This is a genomic window from Pseudoxanthomonas sp. Soil82 (genome assembly GCF_040446535.1).
Lineage (GTDB): Bacteria > Pseudomonadota > Gammaproteobacteria > Xanthomonadales > Xanthomonadaceae > Pseudoxanthomonas > Pseudoxanthomonas kaohsiungensis.
On record NZ_JBEAAK010000002.1, the window covers coordinates 245373 to 264111 of the forward strand.

Annotated in this window: 14 protein-coding genes and 2 tRNA genes; 9 read left to right on the forward strand and 7 right to left on the reverse strand. The window is 71.3% G+C overall.

Translation table 11 applies throughout. The annotated features are described in order from the left end of the window. The first annotated feature begins 199 nt into the window (after window positions 1–199). Window positions 200–1603 carry a GntP family permease gene (locus ABKA19_RS06590; protein ID WP_353688232.1) on the forward strand — a complete coding sequence of 468 codons (1404 nt, stop codon included), beginning with the start codon at window positions 200–202 and terminating at the stop codon, window positions 1601–1603. Window positions 1604–1806: 203 nt separating this feature from the next. Here the strand turns inward: ABKA19_RS06590 and ABKA19_RS06595 are convergent, their stop codons facing one another. From ABKA19_RS06595 to ABKA19_RS06625, 7 genes are all read right to left on the reverse strand, one after another. Next, the gene (locus tag ABKA19_RS06595; protein WP_353688602.1) at window positions 1807–2520 is read right to left on the reverse strand and encodes a murein L,D-transpeptidase catalytic domain family protein; all 714 of its coding nucleotides are present in this window, start codon (window positions 2518–2520) and stop codon (window positions 1807–1809) included. 148 nt (window positions 2521–2668) lie between these two features. Then, a complete protein-coding gene (locus ABKA19_RS06600; protein ID WP_353688233.1) occupies window positions 2669–3757 on the reverse strand; it encodes a L,D-transpeptidase in 1089 nt (362 codons plus the stop codon). A gap of 179 nt (window positions 3758–3936) precedes the next feature. After that, window positions 3937–5226 carry a threonine synthase gene (gene thrC, locus ABKA19_RS06605; RefSeq protein WP_353688234.1) on the reverse strand — a complete coding sequence of 430 codons (1290 nt, stop codon included), beginning with the start codon at window positions 5224–5226 and terminating at the stop codon, window positions 3937–3939. A 368-nt stretch (window positions 5227–5594) separates the two neighbouring features. After that, window positions 5595–6533 carry a homoserine kinase gene (locus tag ABKA19_RS06610; RefSeq protein ID WP_353688235.1) on the reverse strand — a complete coding sequence of 313 codons (939 nt, stop codon included), beginning with the start codon at window positions 6531–6533 and terminating at the stop codon, window positions 5595–5597. After that, window positions 6530–9058 (reverse strand): bifunctional aspartate kinase/homoserine dehydrogenase I, encoded by a 2529-nt coding sequence (gene thrA / locus ABKA19_RS06615; protein ID WP_353688236.1) that lies wholly within the window; start codon window positions 9056–9058, stop codon window positions 6530–6532. The genes ABKA19_RS06610 and thrA overlap by 4 nt, the downstream gene beginning before the upstream one ends. Window positions 9059–9509: 451 nt before the next feature. Beyond that, window positions 9510–9824: an excalibur calcium-binding domain-containing protein gene (locus ABKA19_RS06620; protein ID WP_353688237.1), complete on the reverse strand. Its 315-nt coding sequence runs from the start codon at window positions 9822–9824 to the stop codon at window positions 9510–9512. A gap of 905 nt (window positions 9825–10729) precedes the next feature. Beyond that, window positions 10730–10806: transfer RNA gene (locus tag ABKA19_RS06625), tRNA-Arg, on the reverse strand. A 166-nt stretch (window positions 10807–10972) separates the two neighbouring features. Between ABKA19_RS06625 and amaB the strand changes: the two genes are divergently transcribed. The 8 genes from amaB (at window position 10973) to ABKA19_RS06665 (ending at window position 18699) form a co-directional block, all read left to right on the forward strand. After that, window positions 10973–12505, forward strand: coding sequence for an L-piperidine-6-carboxylate dehydrogenase (amaB, locus tag ABKA19_RS06630; protein ID WP_353688238.1), 1533 nt, complete (start codon window positions 10973–10975; stop codon window positions 12503–12505). 296 nt (window positions 12506–12801) lie between these two features. Beyond that, the gene (locus ABKA19_RS06635) at window positions 12802–13587 is read left to right on the forward strand and encodes a class I SAM-dependent methyltransferase (RefSeq protein WP_353688239.1); all 786 of its coding nucleotides are present in this window, start codon (window positions 12802–12804) and stop codon (window positions 13585–13587) included. A gap of 10 nt (window positions 13588–13597) precedes the next feature. Beyond that, a complete protein-coding gene (locus ABKA19_RS06640) occupies window positions 13598–14344 on the forward strand; it encodes a metallophosphoesterase family protein (protein WP_353688240.1) in 747 nt (248 codons plus the stop codon). 124 nt (window positions 14345–14468) lie between these two features. After that, on the forward strand, window positions 14469–14750 hold the full coding sequence (locus tag ABKA19_RS06645) for a DUF4190 domain-containing protein (RefSeq protein ID WP_353688241.1): 282 nt from the start codon (window positions 14469–14471) through the stop codon (window positions 14748–14750). A gap of 13 nt (window positions 14751–14763) precedes the next feature. Beyond that, entirely contained in the window at window positions 14764–15819 is a 1056-nt protein-coding gene (locus ABKA19_RS06650) for a quinone-dependent dihydroorotate dehydrogenase (RefSeq protein ID WP_353688603.1), read from the forward strand. 84 nt (window positions 15820–15903) lie between these two features. After that, complete coding sequence (gene murB / locus ABKA19_RS06655; RefSeq protein WP_353688242.1) at window positions 15904–16944, forward strand: UDP-N-acetylmuramate dehydrogenase; 1041 nt, start codon at window positions 15904–15906, stop codon at window positions 16942–16944. A gap of 15 nt (window positions 16945–16959) precedes the next feature. Continuing rightward, complete coding sequence (locus tag ABKA19_RS06660) at window positions 16960–17883, forward strand: DMT family transporter (RefSeq protein ID WP_162377347.1); 924 nt, start codon at window positions 16960–16962, stop codon at window positions 17881–17883. Window positions 17884–18622: 739 nt separating this feature from the next. Next, window positions 18623–18699, forward strand: a tRNA-Pro gene (locus ABKA19_RS06665). Window positions 18700–18739: the final 40 nt, after the last annotated feature.

Consider the following 18739-nt stretch of genomic DNA (forward strand, 5'->3'; position numbering starts at 1 on the left):
ATCGCCAGGCTCAGATACTTGCGCTTCATTCTGTCCCCTCCTCCCAAAGTGCAGACATGGCGGCGGGCACATGCCGCCGATGCTGCGCATCCTGCGGGAAGCGCCGCGGCCGCGGCATCGTCCGTTGGTACAGTGGGCCGCGCCCGGATCGCTGCGGATACTGCCCCGCATCCGCCATGGGAGGCGGGCGGGGTCCGCGATGTCGTTGTTGATCGTGCTGGCGGCGCTGGCATTCCTGATGGTGGTGGCCTACCGCGGCTACAGCGTGATCCTGTTCGCCCCGGTCGCGGCGATGGGTGCGGTGCTGCTGACCGACCCGTCGCTGGTCGCGCCGATGTTCACCGGCCTGTTCATGGACAAGATGGTCGGCTTCCTGAAGCTGTACTTCCCGGTGTTCCTGCTGGGCGCGGTGTTCGGCAAGCTGATCGAGATGTCGGGCTTCTCCAAGTCGATCGTGGCCGCGACCATCAAGCTGGTCGGCGCGCAGCGGGCGATCCTGTCGATCGTGCTGGTCTGCGCGGTGCTGACCTACGGCGGCGTGTCGCTGTTCGTGGTGGTGTTCGCGGTCTACCCGTTCGCCGCCGAGCTGTTCCGCCAGAGCGACATCCCCAAGCGCCTGATCCCCGGCACCATCGCCCTGGGCGCGTTCACCTTCACCATGGACGCGCTGCCCGGCACGCCGCAGATCCAGAACATCATCCCGACCGCGTTCTTCGGCACCACCGCGTGGGCCGCACCGGTGCTGGGCACGCTCGGCGGTATGTTCATCCTGGCGCTGGGCATGGCCTACCTGGAGTGGCGCCGGCGGGTGGCGGTGCGCAACGGCGACGGCTACGCCAGCGGGGTGGAGCTGCGCAACGAACCCGAACCGTTCCGCGGCGACCGCCTGGCCCATCCCTTCATCGCGGTCCTGCCGCTGCTGCTGGTCGGCGTGGCCAATTTCCTGTTCACCCGCTGGATCCCGCAGCTGTACGGGGCCTCGCACGAGTTCGTGCCCTCGGTGATCGGCAGCCCCGCACCGGTGGTGCAGGACGTGGCCAAGATCGCCGCGATCTGGGCGGTGCAGGGCGCGCTGCTGGTCGGCATCCTGAGCGTGCTCGCCTTCGCCTGGAAGCCGGTCGCGGCCAGCTTCGCCGAAGGCACCAAGAGCGCGGTCAACGGCGCGATGCTGGCCTCGATGAACACCGCCTCCGAATACGGCTTCGGTGCGGTGATCGCCGCCCTGCCCGGCTTCCTGGTCGTCGCCGACGCGCTCGGCGCGATCCCCAACCCGCTGGTCAACCAGGCCGTCTCGATCACCGTGCTGGCCGGCATCACCGGCTCGGCATCGGGCGGCCTGAGCATCGCGCTGGCGGCGATGGGCGACACCTTCATCGCCAACGCGCAGGCCTACGGCATCCCGATGGACGTGCTGCACCGGGTGGCCTCGATGGCCTCCGGCGGCATGGACACCCTGCCGCACAACGGCGCGGTGATCACCCTGCTGGCGGTGACCGGCCTGACCCACCGCCAGTCCTACAAGGACATCTTCGCCATCACCATCATCAAGACCCTGGCGGTGTTCTTCATCATCGCCGTGTTCTACGCGACCGGCTGGGTGTGAGCGTGGCGCCGATCGAGCGCGCGCTCGTAGTGCGCGGCGCTCCGTAGAGCGGGGCTTGCCCCGCTGCTCCGGGATCGCACGCCATGAAGATCAGCGGGGCAAGCCCCGCTCTACGCGAAACCGCACGGCGAAGCGCAGCGGGGCAAGCCCCGCTCTACGAAGGGCGCACGGATGCGAGTCGCAGGATCAGGCATCGGCAGGGATCAATGCGCGCTGGCAGGCGCGCCCGATGCGCCGTGCGCGGCCAGCGCGGGCGCGGTCCCACCGCCGCATTCACCGCTGAGCAGCCGCGAGCGCTGCAACCAGTCCTGGTCCGGGTAATAGGCGAAGACGAAGGTGCCGTCGCGGAGCGAATCGATCAGCGGGCGCGCCACCGCCGGGCGCACCGCCGGGCAGCCGAGGCTGCGGCCGAGCCGGCCCTGCAGTTTCGCCGCGGCCGGATTCACGTAGGGCGCGCCGTGGATCACGATGGCGCGGTCGCGGGCGCGGTCGTTGAAGCCGGGTTCCAGGCCACGCAACCGCAACGAGTAGCCGTTGCCGCCCATGTAGGTCTCCTGCGCGGTGAATCCGCCCAGGCTGGTCATGTAGCTGCCGTCGCGGTTGGAGAATCGCGCGGTGAGGTTCTCGCCGCTGTTGCGCCCGTGCGCGACCCACTCCTCGAACAGCAGCTTCTGCCGGGCCAGGTCGAAGATCCACAGCCGCGGCTCGGTCGAGGGCCGCGAGTAGTCGATGACGCCCAGCCTGTGCGGATCGACGCCGAACTCGGGATGGCGCAAGGCACAGGACATCGCCCGTGCCGCCAGCGCCAGGACCTCGCGGCTGGCCGCCGGCGCCGCTTCCGCGAGCACGCCGGCCAGGTGGTCGGGGACGGCCCGGTCGGGCGTCGGAACGTGGGCCACCGTCGCCGGGGGCGGCATGGCCGATCGGTGGGATGACGGATTGCCGGCGGCCGGCACCAGCAGGGGAACAAGGGCCAGCCAGCGGGCCGCGGGAACCGGGGTCGACTTCATGCGCACGCACGTTCAGGGAAAACAGTCACCGGCCTGACGCATGCCCGACCCGCCGTCAGGAGTTTGGGCCATCCCCGTCCGATTCCAACACCGGCTGCGGCTGCTGTTCAGCGTCCAGCGGGCGCATCGCCGGCAGGTCGGTGACCAGGACCGTGGTGCCGGGGACCAGCACGTCATAGAGCCGGCGGGCGAACTCCGGCGCCAGGCGCACCGGCAGGCTCGGCCGCTCCAGCAGGTCGACCGGGGCGCCGGGATGGAGCTGGCCGGCGGCATCGGCGACATCGCCATCGAGGATCGGATAGGCGGTCCAGCGGTGGCCCGGGCGGGCCGGGTCCAGCAGGCTGGGCGTGGTGGCGCTGGCCTCGCCCATCACGAACAGGGTCGTGCCCTTGAACGCCATCTCCTCCGAAAGCAGCTCCAGCGGTGCCTCGCCGATCGGCACGCCGCCGCGCAGCACGTAGACGCGCTTGTCCGACAGGCTCACCACCACGCCGACCTGCCCGGCCGGCGCGAGCGTGTCGTCCCAGCTGTAGCCCACGCCGCCGCCCTCGGGCACCGCCAGCGGCAGGCCCTTGGCCGAGACCGGCGCCAGCACCGCCGGATACACCAGCGTGGTGGGCGCGGCGCGCGCGTCCGATACCACCACCGTATCGCCGTTGCGGGTGATGCCGAACAGCTTGGCCGCGAACGGATGCGGCAGGCGCACGCAGCCGTGCGAGGCCGGGTAGCCCGGCAGCGCGCCGCCATGCAGGGCGATGCCGTCCCAGGTCAGCCGCTGCATGTAGGGCATCGGCGCGTTGTTGTAGAGGTTGGACCTGTGGTCCTTGTTCTTCTGCAGGATGGTGAACACGCCGGTGGGCGTGTCCTTGCCCGGCTTGCCCGAACTGATCGTCGACACGCCGATGGCGATGCCGTTGCGGTAGACGTAGGCGCGCTGCTCGTCGAGGCTGACCACCAGCACGACCGGCCCGTCGGGCGCGATCTCCGGATGCCAGAGGAATTCGCCGGGCTTGAGGTCCAGCGGACCGCGCGGCGCGTCCTGGGCCAGCGCCATGGTGGCGGCGAGCAGCAGCGAGGCGGCCAGGGCACGCAGCACGCGGCGCGTGCGGGTGGGTTCGAACGTGCTGCCGGACCGTGGTGCCATGCGTCCTCCGGAGTGTGCCGCCCGGGGGCACGAGGTGCGTGCGCTGCGGGCGGCGTGGCTGACGGCGATCCTAGTGCAGGCGGCGCGGGCAGGCCATGGGTGCCTGGTCACCTCGCCCCCCCCTCGTCCTTGCCCGGGTTGCGAGCCATCACCCTCGCCGGCCGCAACCGCGGCCGGCCTCAGCCCAGCAGGTGCGCCTGCAGCGCGGCGTACTCCGGCGGCACCGGCGTGGCCCGGGCTGGCCGGGCGAGCAGCTCGGCCAACGCCGGCGGCACTTCGACCGCATGGCCGACCAGCGGCTCGACCACCGATTCGAACTTGGCCGGGTGCGCGGTGGCGGCCACCGCCCAGTCGCCGTCCACGCCGTCGGCGCGCAGCGTCTCCAGCACGTGCACGGCAGTGGCGGTGTGCGGGCAGAACACCTCGCCGTACTGCTGCCAGCGCGAGCGGATCGTGGCGCGGATGGTCTCGTCGTCCACGGCAATGGCGGTATATGCGGCGCGCAATGCCGCATCGTCGCCGGCGTAGAGCCAGCGCAGGCGCTCGAAGTTGCTCGGCGCGCCCACGTCCATCGCATTGGCCAGGGTCGCCACACTGGCGCGCGGCGCGTAGTCGTCGCCGGCGAAGTAGTCCGGCAGCACCGTGTTGGCGTTGGTCGCCAGCACGATCCGGCCGATCGGCACGCCCTGCGCGCGGGCCAGGATCGCCGCCATCGCATTGCCCAGGTTGCCGGTGGGGATGACGAAGTTGAGCTCGCGGCCGGTCGCGGCGCGATGCGACAGCGCCGCGTGCGCGTAGTAGCTCATCTGCGGCAGCAGCCGGCCCAGGCTGATGCTGTTGGCCGAACTGAGCGGCACCTGCGCCTGCAGCGACGCATCATTGAGCGCTCGCTTGACCAGCGCCTGGCAGTCGTCGAACCAACCGGCCACCCGCAGCGCGGTGACGTTGCCGCCGAAGCAGCCCAGCTGGTGCGCCTGCCGCGGCGACACGCGCCCGTCCGGGTACAGCACCACCACGCGCAGGCCCGGCTGGCCGTGGAAGGCGGCGGCCACCGCCGCGCCGGTATCGCCGGAGGTGGCGACCAGGATGGTCAGCGGCCGCCCGGCACCGCGGCGGATCCGCGCCAGGCAGGCAGCGAGGAAGCGCGCACCCACGTCCTTGAACGCCGCGGTCGGCCCGTGGAACAGCTCCAGCACGTGGTCGCCCGGCGTGGCCAGCGGCTCGAGCGGCACCGGGAAGTCGAATGCCTCGCGGCAGATCGCCTCCAGCTCCGGCGCCAGCGCGTCGCCCTCGAAGAACGGCGCCAACAACGTGGCAGTGGTGGCGGCCAGGTCCGCGCCGGCCTCCAGATTGCGCGCGACCGGCAGCTTCTCCGGCACGTAGAGCCCGCCATCGGGCGCCAGCCCGGCGGCGATGGCGTCACTGAGCGAACTGGCGGGGGAATTCTTGCGGGTGGAAATGAAGTTCATGGCATCCCATCGGTTTGAAGGTTCGACAGCCACCGATCCAGCGCTGCCGATGCTGCGTCAGTTCCCCGCACTTGCGCGTGCAATTGCACTTGCCGTTGCTGGTGTTGGTGCTCTTCCACCCCCGTAAGGCACGGCAGGCGGGACGGGGCAAAACCCCGAAGGGGCGGCGCACAGGACGTGCGCCGTTTTTCGGAGGGACAGGGATGTCCCTTCGAAAAATTCCCGGCCCGCCTGCGGACCCGCGCGCAGCGCGGGCGTGCCGCCCGGGGCGGCCTTTCTTTTGCTTACCTTTTCTTTGGCCGCGCAAAGAAAAGTAAGTCGCGCGGCAGCGCGAAAAAGCGCTTTCCACAGCAACGCTGCAGAAGCAATCACAACAACACCGCCCCCGCACTATCCACCGCCGACACCCACGCCTGGCTCTCGAACCCGGCCGCCGCGAACGCCGCCTGCACCGCCGGCGCCGCGCCCTCGGCGCGCTCGCGCGACTCGAACCACGCAAACACACTCGGCCCCGCCCCCGAAATACTCGCGCCCATCGCGCCAGCCTCCAGCGCCGCCGCCTTGGCCGCGTCGAACCCGGCGATCAACGGCGCACGCCGCGGCTCCACCAGCACATCGCGCAAGCCGGCGCGCACCAGCTGCACATCGCCGGCATGGCAGCCGGCCAGCACCAGGGCCAGGTTCGCGCTCTGCGCGACGAACTCCTTCAGTTCGTAGCTGCCGGCCAGCGCCTCGCGCGCGCGGCGTGTTTCCAGCACCGCCTCCGGATGCACCAATAGGCTGTGCCAGCTTTCAGGCACGGGAATCCGCACCAGGCGGTCGGCCGTGGCCAGCACCAGCCCACCGAGCAGCATCGGCCCGAGGTTGTCGCCATGGCGGCCGCCGCTGGCCACCGCCTCGCCGGCCAGCGCGAACGGATACAGCGCCTGCCGCGGCAGCGGCGCATCGAGCAGCGCATTGGCCGCCACCAGCGCGGCCACGCACGAGGCGGCCGAGCCGCCCATGCCCGAGCCCAGCGCGATGCCCTTGTCGATCTCGATCTCGAACCCGAACGGCAGCGCCAGCGCCTCGCGCATCGCCAGCAATGCGGCACCGGCGGTGTTGCGTTCGGCCTCCAGCGGCAGCGGGAACGGCGCGCCGCGGATCGCCGCGATCCGCACCTGGGGCGCGTCGATGCGCCGCGCGGTGACGGTGTCGCCGACCCCGGCCAGCGGATGGCCGAGGATGTCGAACCCCACCGCGACATTGCCGACCGAGGCCGGCGAAAACGCCCTCGCCTGCCGCTGCGCGCCCGACGCTGCGCTCACAGGCGCGCCCCGCGCCCGGCCGCCACCCGCAGCAGGTCGGCGAACACGCCGGCGGCGGTGACCTCCGGCCCGGCGCCCGGGCCCTGCACGATCAGCGGGTTCTCGCAGTAGCGGCGGGTGGTGAACTGGACGATGTTGTCGGTCAGGCGCAGGTTGGCGAAGGCGTGCATGCGCGGCAGCTCGACCAGGCCGACGCTGGCGCGGCCTTCTGCATCCAGCCGCGCCACATAGCGCAGGACTTTGCCGGCGCCCTGGGCCGCCTGCAGTCGCGCCGCGAACGCCGCGTCGACCTCCGGCAGCCGCGCCATGAAGTCCTCGACACTGGCCTGGCGCAGCGATTCCGGCACCAGGCTCTCGACCTGCACGTCCTCCAGGCTCAGCGCGCGCCCGGCCTCGCGCGCCAGGATCACCAGCTTGCGCGCCACGTCGGTGCCGGACAGGTCGTCGCGCGGGTCCGGCTCGGTGTAGCCCAGCGCGCGCGCCTCGGCCACCAGCTGCGAGAACGGCACGCTGCCGTCGTACTTGTTGAACAGCCAGGCCAGGGTGCCGGAGAAGATGCCCTCGATCGAGGTGACCGCGTCACCGGTGTCGAGCAGGTCGCGCAGCGTGGAGATCACCGGCAGGCCGGCGCCGACGGTGGCCTCGTAGCGGAAGCGCGCGCCGCTGGCCGCGGCCGCTTCGCGGATCGCCGCGTAGCGGTCCAGCGGCCCGGCCCCGGCCTGCTTGTTCGGGGTGACCACGTGGATGCCGGCGGCCAGCCATTGCGGGTAGCGGTCGGCGACCTCCGGGCTGGCGCTGCAGTCGACGATCACCACGTGCGGCAGGTGCGAGTCGAGCAGGTGCGCGGTGAAGCGGTCCAGGTCGGCCGGATCGGAGGCCGACTTGAAGCGCTCGCGCCAGTCGCCCTCGATCCCGCGCGGGTCCAGCAGCTGGCGCCCGCGCGAGGCGATCGCGCGCAGGCGCAGGTCCAGGTTGGCGCGTTCCAGCAGCCCGGCCCGCGCCCCCAGCAGCTGGTCCAGCAGGGTCGCGCCGACATTCCCAGGGCCGATCACGCCCACCGCGAAGGTCTGCGGCGACAGGTAGAAGCCGGCATGCGCCGCCCGCAACGCGCGGGTGGCATGGTCGCTGTCGATCGCCACCGAGATGTTGCGCTCGGACGAGCCCTGGGCGATCGCGCGGATGTTGACCTGGGCCCGGCCCAGCGACTCGAACAGGCGCGCGGCCACGCCCGGCTGCCCGGCCATGCCGTCGCCGACCGCGGCCAGCACGCTGATCCCCGGCACCTGCTGCACGCGCTGCACCTGGCCCACGGTCAGCTCATGCGCGAACGCGTTGACCAGCGCGGCCTGGGCGCGGTCGGCGTCCTCCTGCTTGACCACGCAGCAGATCGAATGTTCGGAGGAGCCCTGCGAGATCATCACCACCGACACCTTGGCGTTGCGCAGCGCGGCGAACACCCGCTCGGCCGTGCCCGGCACGCCGATCAGGCCGGTGCCCTCCAGGTTCACCAGGGCCAGGTTCGGGCTCAGGGTCAGGCCCTTCACCGGGCCGCTGAAATCGCGCTCGGAGGTGATCCGGGTGCCCGGGTGCTCCGGCTGGAAGGTGTTGCGGATGATGATCGGCAGGCCGCGCTCGATCGCCGGCGACATGGTCTGCGGATGCACGACCTTGGCGCCGAAGTAGGCCAGTTCGCAGGCCTCGTCGTAGCTGAGCGATTCCAGCTGCACCGCCTCGGGCACCACCCGCGGGTCGGCCGAGAGCACGCCGTCGACGTCGGTCCAGATGTGCAGTTCGTCGGCCTCGAACAGCGCGGCGAAGATCGCGCCGGAGTAGTCGCTGCCGTTGCGGCCCAGGGTGGTGATGCGGTCCTGGGCATCGCGGGCGACGAAACCGGTGGCCACCACCCGCGCCTGCGGGTTGAGCTGGCGCCAGCGCGCCAGCCGCTGTGCGCTCAGCTCCCAGTCCACGTCCACGCCCAGCTCGCCATGGCTGACCACCAGCACCTCGCGCGCGTCGAGCACCGCGCAGTCCTCGCCCAGCGCGCGCAGGTGCTCGCCGAGCAGCTTGGCCGAGAACACCTCGCCCTGCCCCTGCACCCGCTGCAGGACCTCGCCGGGCAGCCCGCCGATCACGCTCAGGGCGCCCAGCACCTGGGCCAGTTCGTCGAAGCGCTGGTCGAGCCATTCCACCGCCGGCCCGGCGTGCTCGGCCAGCAGCGCGACCGCCGCGCCGCGATGGCGCGCGCGCAGCTCGTGCCAGCGCTCGCGCCATTCCGGGGTCATCGCGCCGACCGGGGTGGCCGCGGCCAGCTCAGCCAGTTCGATCAGCGCATCGGTCACCCCCTTCATCGCCGAGACCACGGCGACCTGCACCGACTCGCCGCGCGCCAGCAGCAACTGGGCGACGTGGCGGTAACGCTCGGCGTCGGCCACCGAGGTGCCGCCGAACTTGTGCACGACGGTGCGGGCCGGCGCGACGGCGCCTGCGGCGGGACGGGCTTGTGCTTCTACGGCGTGCGACGGCATGGAGGACCTCGGTCAGGGAGGCCCCGCGCGCATCCGGTGGCGGGTCGCCCCGCTACCTGATCCAGGTGCGGGGCCGTGGTTTCGCGGGTTACACGAAGACGACGGACCGCACCGGGCGGGTAATGCCGGTGGCGGTAATGGTGGTAATGCCGAGGGTGGCCGCGCAGGCCTGCACCCGCCCGGAGGGCGGAACGCGGCTGGCGCTGGCATTCATCTTCGACATGGGCCCAAGAGACACGACCGCGGGGGGGGCTGTCAAGCGTTGCGACGCATCATCCGCCGCTTTTTTACGTTGCGAAAGAAACAGTTAGCGACGGGGATTGGAGAGTCGGTGCGCGCGGTGGCACACAGCGACCTCGAATACCGCCATGGCCCTCGGGGTGCCAATGTCTGAATCGAGAAGTCCCGCGTTTCCAGCTCGGCCTGGATGAACTGTCAGCCCCTGCACCCGTCAATTGCACCACTGCCGCTCGCAAGGCACGCCATCGTTGTCGCCATCCATCTCGGTATTGGGGCAGTGTTGAATAAAGTAGGTGGCCTCCACGCAGGAACGCATCTGCGAGCAGTGGGTCCTCCCGTCACAATTGAACTGCTCTACGGTTGAAGCGGTAGAAGCCGTTGACGCGGCGTACGGCGACGCACGAGTAGTGCCATCCGCAGTGGACGAAGCAGCAGTCCCTGCTTCCAGGGCATGCGTGGAGCTGTACTTGCCATAGCCATACCAGGCGAGAGCGCCGAGGATGACGAGCACCAGAAAGTTCTTCATACGGCGATCCCCTTATTCGCAAGGCCGGCCTGCCAGCCCTCCCCGGCCAAGCTCCAGTGCCGAGTCTGTGTGTCGTGCGGGACAGCGTCAATGCGGGGAATTGCAGCACCGTCCTGGAGTAGATCTGGGTCGACGACGTCTGACCGGACGCCCGTATACCGCCATGGGGCGGTTGCCGCCCGCGGCACTCCTTAATCAAGGCGAGCGCGCCCAATATCCGGGCAGTCTCTTGTTGCACCGTGGGTGACGCCCCCCGCAGAACGGACCGCTAGAAGCCGTGCTCCGGGGCCCTACTCGCCTGACTTGGCCTCGTGCCTTTCCGGTCGATGCGACGGGGGCGCAGGCTTGCGCGCGGCGCTCCGGCGTTGCGCGCAAGCCCCGGAGCTCCGTTGTCGGGGCCTGTTTGCCTTGCGCGCGAGGCAGGTGAGCCCCGGTCGCAGGGCTTTTTTCCTTGCGCGCAAGGCTCGCCGGGTTGCGCGCAAGGCGATCTGGCTTGCGCGCGAGGCTTTTTGCCTCGCGAACGCAAGGTTCCGAGGCTTGCGCGCAGGGCCCGGAACGTTGCGCGCAAGGCTTCAAAAGTTGCGCGCAAGGCTCAGAGGCTTGCGTGCGAGGCCCTGAAGGTCGCGCGCAAGGCTCGCCGGCCTGCGCGCAAGGCAAAAAAGCCCCGACGCCGGAGTTCGCCGGCTTGTGCGCAAGGTCGTGAGGGTCACGCGCCAGGCTCGGACGCTTGCGCGCTGGGGCCGGCCGGTCGCGGGCGAGGTCGGGAGGCCGGGGTCTGGCGCCCGAACCGGCGCAGCTGGCGGCGCCAGACGGGCGCGGCACAGGGGACTTGGGGTCGCGGAGCCAAGCCCCCGGCGACGAACCCGGCCCCGGCCGCCAGGTCGCGGCGCGGCCTGGTGCCTGGATGGTGACCCCGGCGCGATTCGAACGCACGACCTGTCCCTTAGGAGGGGACCGCTCTATCCAGCTGAGCTACGGGGCCAAGGCGGCGGATTGTCGCACGCGGCCTCGGCCCGGCCCAAGCGGGGCCCCTTCCGAACGGGCCGCCGGACCCCATTTGCTAGAATCGCCGCACGCATCGAGACGCCGCCGTCCCCACCCGCGGCGCGACTCCGGGCCACCGGCCCGCACCATCCTCAGGAGATTCCATGTCCGCTTCCCTGCTCAAGGCCCTGGGCCTTGGCGCCACCAATTCCGGCACCTACCTCGGCAACGGCACCTGGTCGCAGGCCACCGGCGCCGGCGTGCTGCGCCCGGCCAACCCGACCACCGGCGAGGTGATCGCCGAGGTCCAGGCCACCTCCGCGGCCGACTACGAGACCGTGGTCGCCAACGCCCAGGCCGCGTTCAAGGCCTGGCGCACGGTCCCGGCCCCGCGCCGCGGCGAGGCGATCCGCCTGTGCGGCGAGGCGCTGCGCGCGAACAAGGACGCGCTGGGCTCGCTGGTCGCGCTGGAGATGGGCAAGAGCAAGGCCGAGGGCGACGGCGAAGTGCAGGAGATGATCGACATCGCCGACTTCGCGGTGGGCCAGAGCCGCATGCTCTACGGCTACACCATGCATTCCGAGCGCCCCGGCCACCGGATGTACGAGCAGTACCAGCCGCTGGGCTTGGTCGGCATCATCAGCGCGTTCAACTTCCCGGTCGCGGTGTGGGCCTGGAACTCGTTCCTGGCGGCGATCTGCGGCGACATCTGCATCTGGAAGCCGTCGAACAAGACCCCGCTGACCGCGATCGCCTCGATGAGGATCTGCAACGCCGCGCTCAAGGAAGGCGGCTTCCCGGACATCTTCTTCCTGGTCAACGATGCCGGCACCGCGCTGGCCGAGAAGTTCGTCGAGGACAGGCGCATCCCGCTGATCAGCTTCACCGGCTCGACCCAGGTCGGCCGCGAGGTCGCGGTCAAGGTCGCCCGGCGCATGGGCCGCTGCCTGCTGGAGCTGGGCGGCAACAACGCGATCATCCTCGACGAGACCGCGGACCTGAAGCTGGCCATTCCCGGCATCGTGTTCGGCGCGGTCGGCACCGCCGGCCAGCGCTGCACCACCACCCGCCGCCTGATCGTGCACGAATCGATCTACGACACCGTGCTGGAGACGCTGGTCAAGGCGTACAAGCAGGTCGAAGGCAAGATTGGCGATCCGCTGGACACCGCCAACCTGATGGGCCCGCTCAACAGCCGCGGCGCGGTGGAGCAGTTCCTGGCCGCGGTCGAGCAGGCCAAGGCCGCCGGCGGCAAGGTCGAGACCGGCGGCGCGGCGCTGGACCGCCCCGGCCACTTCGTCCTGCCGACGATCATCACCGGGCTGAAGAACACCGACGCGGTGGTGCAGCACGAGACCTTCGCCCCGATCCTGTACGTGATGAAGTACAGCGACCTGGACGAGGCGATCGAGATGCAGAACGGCGTGCCGCAGGGCCTGTCGTCCTCGATCTTCACCCAGAACCTGAAGGCCGCGGAGAAGTTCCTGTCGGCGGCCGGCAGCGACTGCGGCATCGCCAACGTCAACATCGGCACTTCCGGCGCGGAGATCGGCGGCGCGTTCGGCGGCGAGAAGGACACCGGCGGCGGGCGCGAGTCCGGTTCGGACGCGTGGAAGGTCTACATGCGCCGCCAGACCAACACGATCAACTATTCGGATTCGCTGCCGCTGGCGCAGGGCATCAAGTTCGACCTGTAAGACCGGTCCCGCGGGCGGGGCATGCCCCGCCCGCGGAGCGTGGCGCGGGGCCCGCCCCGCACGTGGATCATGGCGCGGGGCCTGCCACGGATGATGGCGCGAAACGACCCGGCCGCGGATCGTAGAGCGGGGCTTGCCCCGCTGTTCTTCGCGGAACCCGCACGGGCCGGTGCAACGGCAGCGGGGCAAGCCCGCTCTACGAGGGACGCTCGCCGGCGGGCAGCGGGGCAAGCCCCGCTCTACGGGGCTACCGGCGGGCGCAGGGCACGCCGCGTTCCAGGAGCGAAAGGGGCGACATGACCGACGATCTCGCATCGACCACCCGCTTCACCGACCGCGTCGCCGACTACGTGCGTTACCGGCCCGACTATCCGCCGGCGCTGCTGGAATGGCTGCACGCCGAATGCGGCGTGGAGGCGTCGTGGAAGGTCGCCGACATCGGCGCCGGCACCGGCATCTCCTCGAAGCTGTTCCTCGACGCCGGCCACGAGGTGGTCGCGGTCGAGCCCAATGCGGCGATGCGCGAGGCGGCGGTCGTCTGGCTGGCAGGCAATGCGCGCTTCAGCGCCGTCGACGGTAGCGCCGAAGCCACAACGTTGCCGGATGCCAGCGTTGACCTGGTTTCCGCCGCGCAGGCCTTCCACTGGTTCGACCAGCAGGCGGTGAAGCCCGAATGGCGGCGGATCCTGCGCCGGCAAGGCGACGGAAAGCCCGGCCTGGTCGCGGTGTACTGGAACTCGCGGCGGCTCACCGGCACGGCGTTCCTGGAAGGCTACGAACGGCTGCTGCTCGACTACGGCCTCGACTACAGCAGCGTGTCCGAACGCTACGGCGACGACGAACACATGCGCCGCTGGTTCGGCGCCGGACCGGGCGGCATGGCGCGCTTCCCGCATTCGCAGCGGCTGGACTTCGACGCCCTGCGCGGACGCCTGCTCTCCTCCTCGTACGCACCGCGCGCCGGGCACCCGCGGCATGCACCGATGCTGGAGGCGCTCGCGCGGCTGTTCGACGCCACCGCGGTCGACGGCCACGTCGACTTCGACTACGACACCCGCGTGTTCGCCGGTGTGCCGGACTGAAGCCGTACCGATGCGCCTGGCCGCACTGTCTGACATCCACGGCAACCTGGCGGCACTGGACGCAGTGCTCGACGACATCACCCGGCGCGGCTGCGACGGCATCGTCAACCTGGGCGACATCGCCTCCGGCCCGCTGTGGCCGCGCGAAACCGTGGAGCGGCTGGTCCCTCTCGGATGGCCGACCATCGCCGGCAACCACGAGCGCCAGTTGCTCGGCGACCCGGCCACCCTGGCCCTGTCCGACGCCCATGCGCGGCACGCGCTGACCGCGGCGCAGCTGGACTGGATCCGGCGCCTGCCGGGCCTGCTGCGCCTGGACGAGGTGCTGCTGTGCCACGGCACCCCGCACAGCGACGTCGACTACCTGCTCGAGGACATCGACGACGCCGCCGGCACGCTGCACCCCGCCGCGGCCGATACGGTCGCGGCCCGGCTCCGGCACCCGATGGCCGACGGGGCGGGCCTGGTGCTGTGCGGGCATTCGCATACCCCGCGGCTGCTGCGCCTGGCGGACGGGCGGCTGGCCTGCAACCCCGGCAGCGTCGGCCTGCCCGCCTTCGCCACCGGCCGGCCGGTGCCGCACCGGGTCGGCACCGGCACGCCGCACGCGCGCTACGCCCTGCTGGAACGCCGCGCCGGGCGCTGGCACGGCGAGCTGGTCGCAGTGCCGTACGCGCATGCCGATGCGGCGGCGCGGGCCGCCGACCGCGGCCGTCCGGACTGGGCCCATGCGCTGCGGCATGGCCAGATGCCGTGACCCGCGACACGCGGCGCGCGCTGGGTTCTGGGATAATCACGCCCCGCACGGCCCGCCGCTCCCCCGCCCGGGCCCGCTCCGGACCGCGCGTCCGCCTGCTCCCCCGACAGGAACCCGTCCCCGCATGAACCCGACCCGCCAGACCAGCGCCCTCGCCATCACCAGCCTGGTGTCCGGCATCCTCGGCTGGACCCTGCTGCCATTCCTGGGCGCCCTGGTGGCGATCATTACCGGGCACATGGCCCGCCGCGAGATCCGCGCGGCCAACGGCCGGCTCGACGGCGACGGCCTGGCGGTCGCCGGCCTGGTGCTGGGCTGGGTGGCGATGGCACTGACCCTGGTGACGTTGTTCATCGTGTTCGCGTTCCTGGGCGGCCTCGCCTGGTTCGCCGCCCTCAATTCCTGAGGGCGTGGCGACGATGTACGGCTTCGCACGCCCCTTCCTGTTCGCCCTGGATGCCGAGCGCGCGCACGGCCTGGGCCTGAAGGCGCTGGACCTGGCCTGGCGCACCGGCTCGATCCGACTGCTGGCCAGTGCGCGCGCGGCGCTGCCGACCAAGCTGCTCGGCCTCACCTTCCCCAATCCGGTCGGCCTGGCCGCCGGCCTGGACAAGAACGGCGAGCACATCGACGCGCTGCTGGCACTGGGCTTCGGCTTCATCGAGGTCGGCACCGTCACCCCGCGGGCGCAGCCGGGCAACCCGAAGCCGCGCATGTTCCGCCTGCCAGGCGACGAGGCGCTGATCAACCGCCTGGGCTTCAACAACGGCGGCGTCGACGCGCTGGTGCGCAACGTGCAGAAGGCGCAGCGCAAGGGCGGCCTGCTCGGCATCAACATCGGCAAGAACAAGGACACGCCCAACGAGGACGCCGCCAGCGACTACCTGTACTGCCTGTCGCGCGTGTATCCGCTGGCCGACTACATCACCGTCAACATCTCCTCGCCCAATACCGCCGGCCTGCGCGAACTGCAGGAGGAGCAGGCGCTGCGCCGCCTGGTCTCCACGCTGCGCGAGGCGCAGGAACGGCTCGCGGCCCAGCACGGCAAGCGCGTGCCGGTGCTGGTCAAGGTCGCCCCGGACCTGACCGACGCCGACATCGACGCCGCCGCGCGGGTGCTGTCGGACCTGCAGGTCGATGGCGTGGTCGCCACCAACACCACCGTCTCGCGCACCGCCGTGCAGGGCCATCGCCATGCCAAGGAAGCCGGCGGCCTGTCCGGCGCGCCGCTGATGGGCCAGTCGACCCTGGTGCTGCGCCGGCTGCGCACGCGCCTGCCCGAGTCGATCCCGCTGGTGGGCGTGGGCGGCATCCTCTCCGGCGCCGACGCGGTGGCCAAGATGGCCGCCGGCGCCAGCCTGGTGCAGTGCTATACCGGCCTGGTGTACCGCGGGCCGGAACTGGTCGGCGAATGCGTCGACGCGATGCGCCGGCGCAAGGAATCCCCCAGCCGCGGCACGGCCAGTGAGGCATGAAGCGTCCGACGGCGGTCGCCACGGCATGACCGAGGCTGGATCGCACCGGCCGCCGGCCGCCGGGCCGGCCTCGGATCCGCGCGCATGACCGCCCTGTTCCGGCTGCTGCGCGACGCCGACCTGTCCGGCCGCAACACCTTCGGCGTGGCCGCGCATGCGCCGTGGCTGCTGGAGGTCAACGACACCGGCTCGCTGGCCGAGGCGCTGGACCTGGCCCAGGTCCGCGACCTGCCGCTGCTGATGCTCGGCGGCGGCAGCAACCTGCTGTTCGCCGGCGACCCGCCCGGCGTGGTGGTCGCGCTGCGCGCCGCGGATCGGCGGATCCTCGCCGACGACGGCGTGCAGGCGGTGGTGCGCGCCGACGCCGGTGGCGACTGGCATGGGCTGGTGATGTGGAGCCTGGACCAGGGCCTGTGCGGCCTGGAGAACCTGGCCCTGATTCCCGGCAGCACCGGCGCCGCGCCGATCCAGAACATCGGTGCGTATGGCGTGGAGGTCGGCGAGCGCATCGTTGCGGTCGAGGCCTGGGACCGCCAGGCGCAGCGCAGCGTGCGCCTGGACCGGGCGGCCTGCGCCTTCGGCTACCGCGACAGCGCCTTCAAGCGCGATCCGGAACGCTGGATCGTGACCGCGGTCGAGCTGGCGTTGTCGCGCCACGCCAAGCCGCGGCTGGACTACGCCGGCATCGGCGAGGAACTGGCCGCCATGGGCGTGGCCACGCCCGGCGCGCGCGAGGTGGCCGAAGCGGTGATCCGCATCCGCCGCCGCAAGCTGCCCGACCCGGCGGTGGTCGGCAACGCCGGCAGCTTCTTCAAGAACCCGATCGTGCCGGCCACGCTGGCGCAGGCGCTGCAGGCCGCGCACCCGCGCCTGCCGGTATTCCCCGGCGACGGCGACGGCACGCGCAAGCTCTCGGCCGCCTGGCTGATCGACGCCTGCGGCTGGAAGGGCGCGCGCGAGGGCGATGCCGGCGTCTCGCCGGCGCACGCGCTGGTGCTGGTCAACCATGGCGCCGCCACCGGGCTGCAGCTGCTCGAGCTGGCGCGGCGGATCGCCGCCTCGGTGCAGGAACGGTTCGGCGTGGCGCTGGAACCGGAACCGCGCATCGTCGGCGCGCGCTGGTAGGCGGGCGTTACGGCCATGGGTGAAACCGCGCGCGCGCCCTTCGCCACCCACTGGCACGCCGCGCTGCTGATGCTCGGCAGCACGGTCCTGTTCGGGCTGATGGCGATCACCATCCGCCTGGCCTCGGCCAGCCTGCACACGTTCGAGATCGCGTTCTTCCGCAATTTCTTCGGCCTGCTGGCGGCGCTGCCGCTGCTGCTGCGGCATGGGCCGGGGTTCCTGCGCACCGACCAGTTCCCGCGCTACCTGTTCCGCTGCCTGGTCGGGATCTGCTCGATGCTGGCCGGCTTCTGGGCGATCGGCCACCTGCCGCTGGCGCAGGCGGTGTCGCTGTCCTACTCCACGCCGCTGTTCGTCACCATCGCCGCGGCCGCGCTGCTCGGCGAACAGGTGCGCGCGCGGCGCTGGATCGCGGTGGCGCTGGGCTTCGTCGGCGTGCTGCTGATCGTGCGCCCGGGCAGCGCGCAGTTCACCGCCGGCACCATGGTCGCGGTGCTGGCCGCGCTGCTATCGAGCATCGTCGCGATCCAGATCAAGCAGCTGTCGGCGACCGAACCGGCCGACCGCATCGTCATCTGGACCACCCTGCTGTGGGTGCCGATGTCGCTGCTGCCGGCGCTCAGTGTCTGGCAGTGGCCACAAGGGATCGTCTGGGTCTGGGTGGTGTGCGCAGGCCTGTTCGGCACCGGCGGGCACATGCTGTGGACGCGCGCGCTCAAGCTCGGCGAGGTCTCGGCGCTGACCCCGATCAGCTTCATGCAGCTGCCGATCGTGGCGCTGTTCGGCTGGCTGCTGTTCGACGAGTCGCTCGACCGCTGGACCCTGGCCGGCGCGGCGGTGATCCTCGGCGCGAATGCCTACATCGCCCACCGCGAAGCGACCCTGGCCCGGCGCGCCTCTTCCGAAGCGGCGAGTTCGGCGGCCAAGCCGGGCGAGTGAGGCGGTCGATGCACCGGCGCCGGCGCCTTTCCCAGGCATGGAACAGGGCGCGGCTTCGATCTTCGCACAGCCTTTGTCGCGCCCGCTCTCGTAGAGCGGGGCTCGCCCCGCTGCGCACCGTCGCCGGAATGAATGGTGGGTGACATTCGGCCGCGTCGGGTCGCCCATGAGGATGGGCTCCTACAAAAAACAATGAGAGCCGTGGGTGCGTTGCTCTCGTAGAGCGGGGCTCGCCCCGCTGCGCTCCGTCGCCGGAATCAGGTGGTGGGTGGTGTTCGGAGGCGCGGGGGTCGCCCATGAGGATGGGCTCCTGCAAGAAGCGATGAGAGCCGTGGGTGCGTTGCTCTCGTAGAGCGGGGCTTGCCCCGCTGCGCTCCGTCGCCGGAATGAATGGTGGGTCCCATTCGGCCGCGTCGGGTCGCCCATGAGGATGGGCTCCTACAACAAGGACACGATCCGCTCGGCGTCCGGAAGAGCCCGGGGCGCGACCTTCGCAGCGCAACGAAAGAAGCCACCGCCTCCCAGGGGACCTGAAGCCGACGCAACCTCACCCGCACCACCGCCTCTCCCTGCGATCCCGACGCAACCACGACCGCACTGCCGCGCCCCTGCGGCCCCGACGCAACCGCCGCCATTGGCCCTGCCCCTGGCGTTCCCCCTGCAGGCATCCAGGGAAGGAGAAAAAGCGCCCGGATCCTTGCCGCGGGCGCCATCGATCCAGTATCATGCGCGGCCTTGTCGGGGTGTAGCTCAGGCTGGTAGAGCGCTACGTTCGGGACGTAGAGGTCGCAGGTTCGAATCCTGTCTCCCCGACCATTGATACAAGCGGTACAGCAGAAGACCGGCCTTGCGCCGG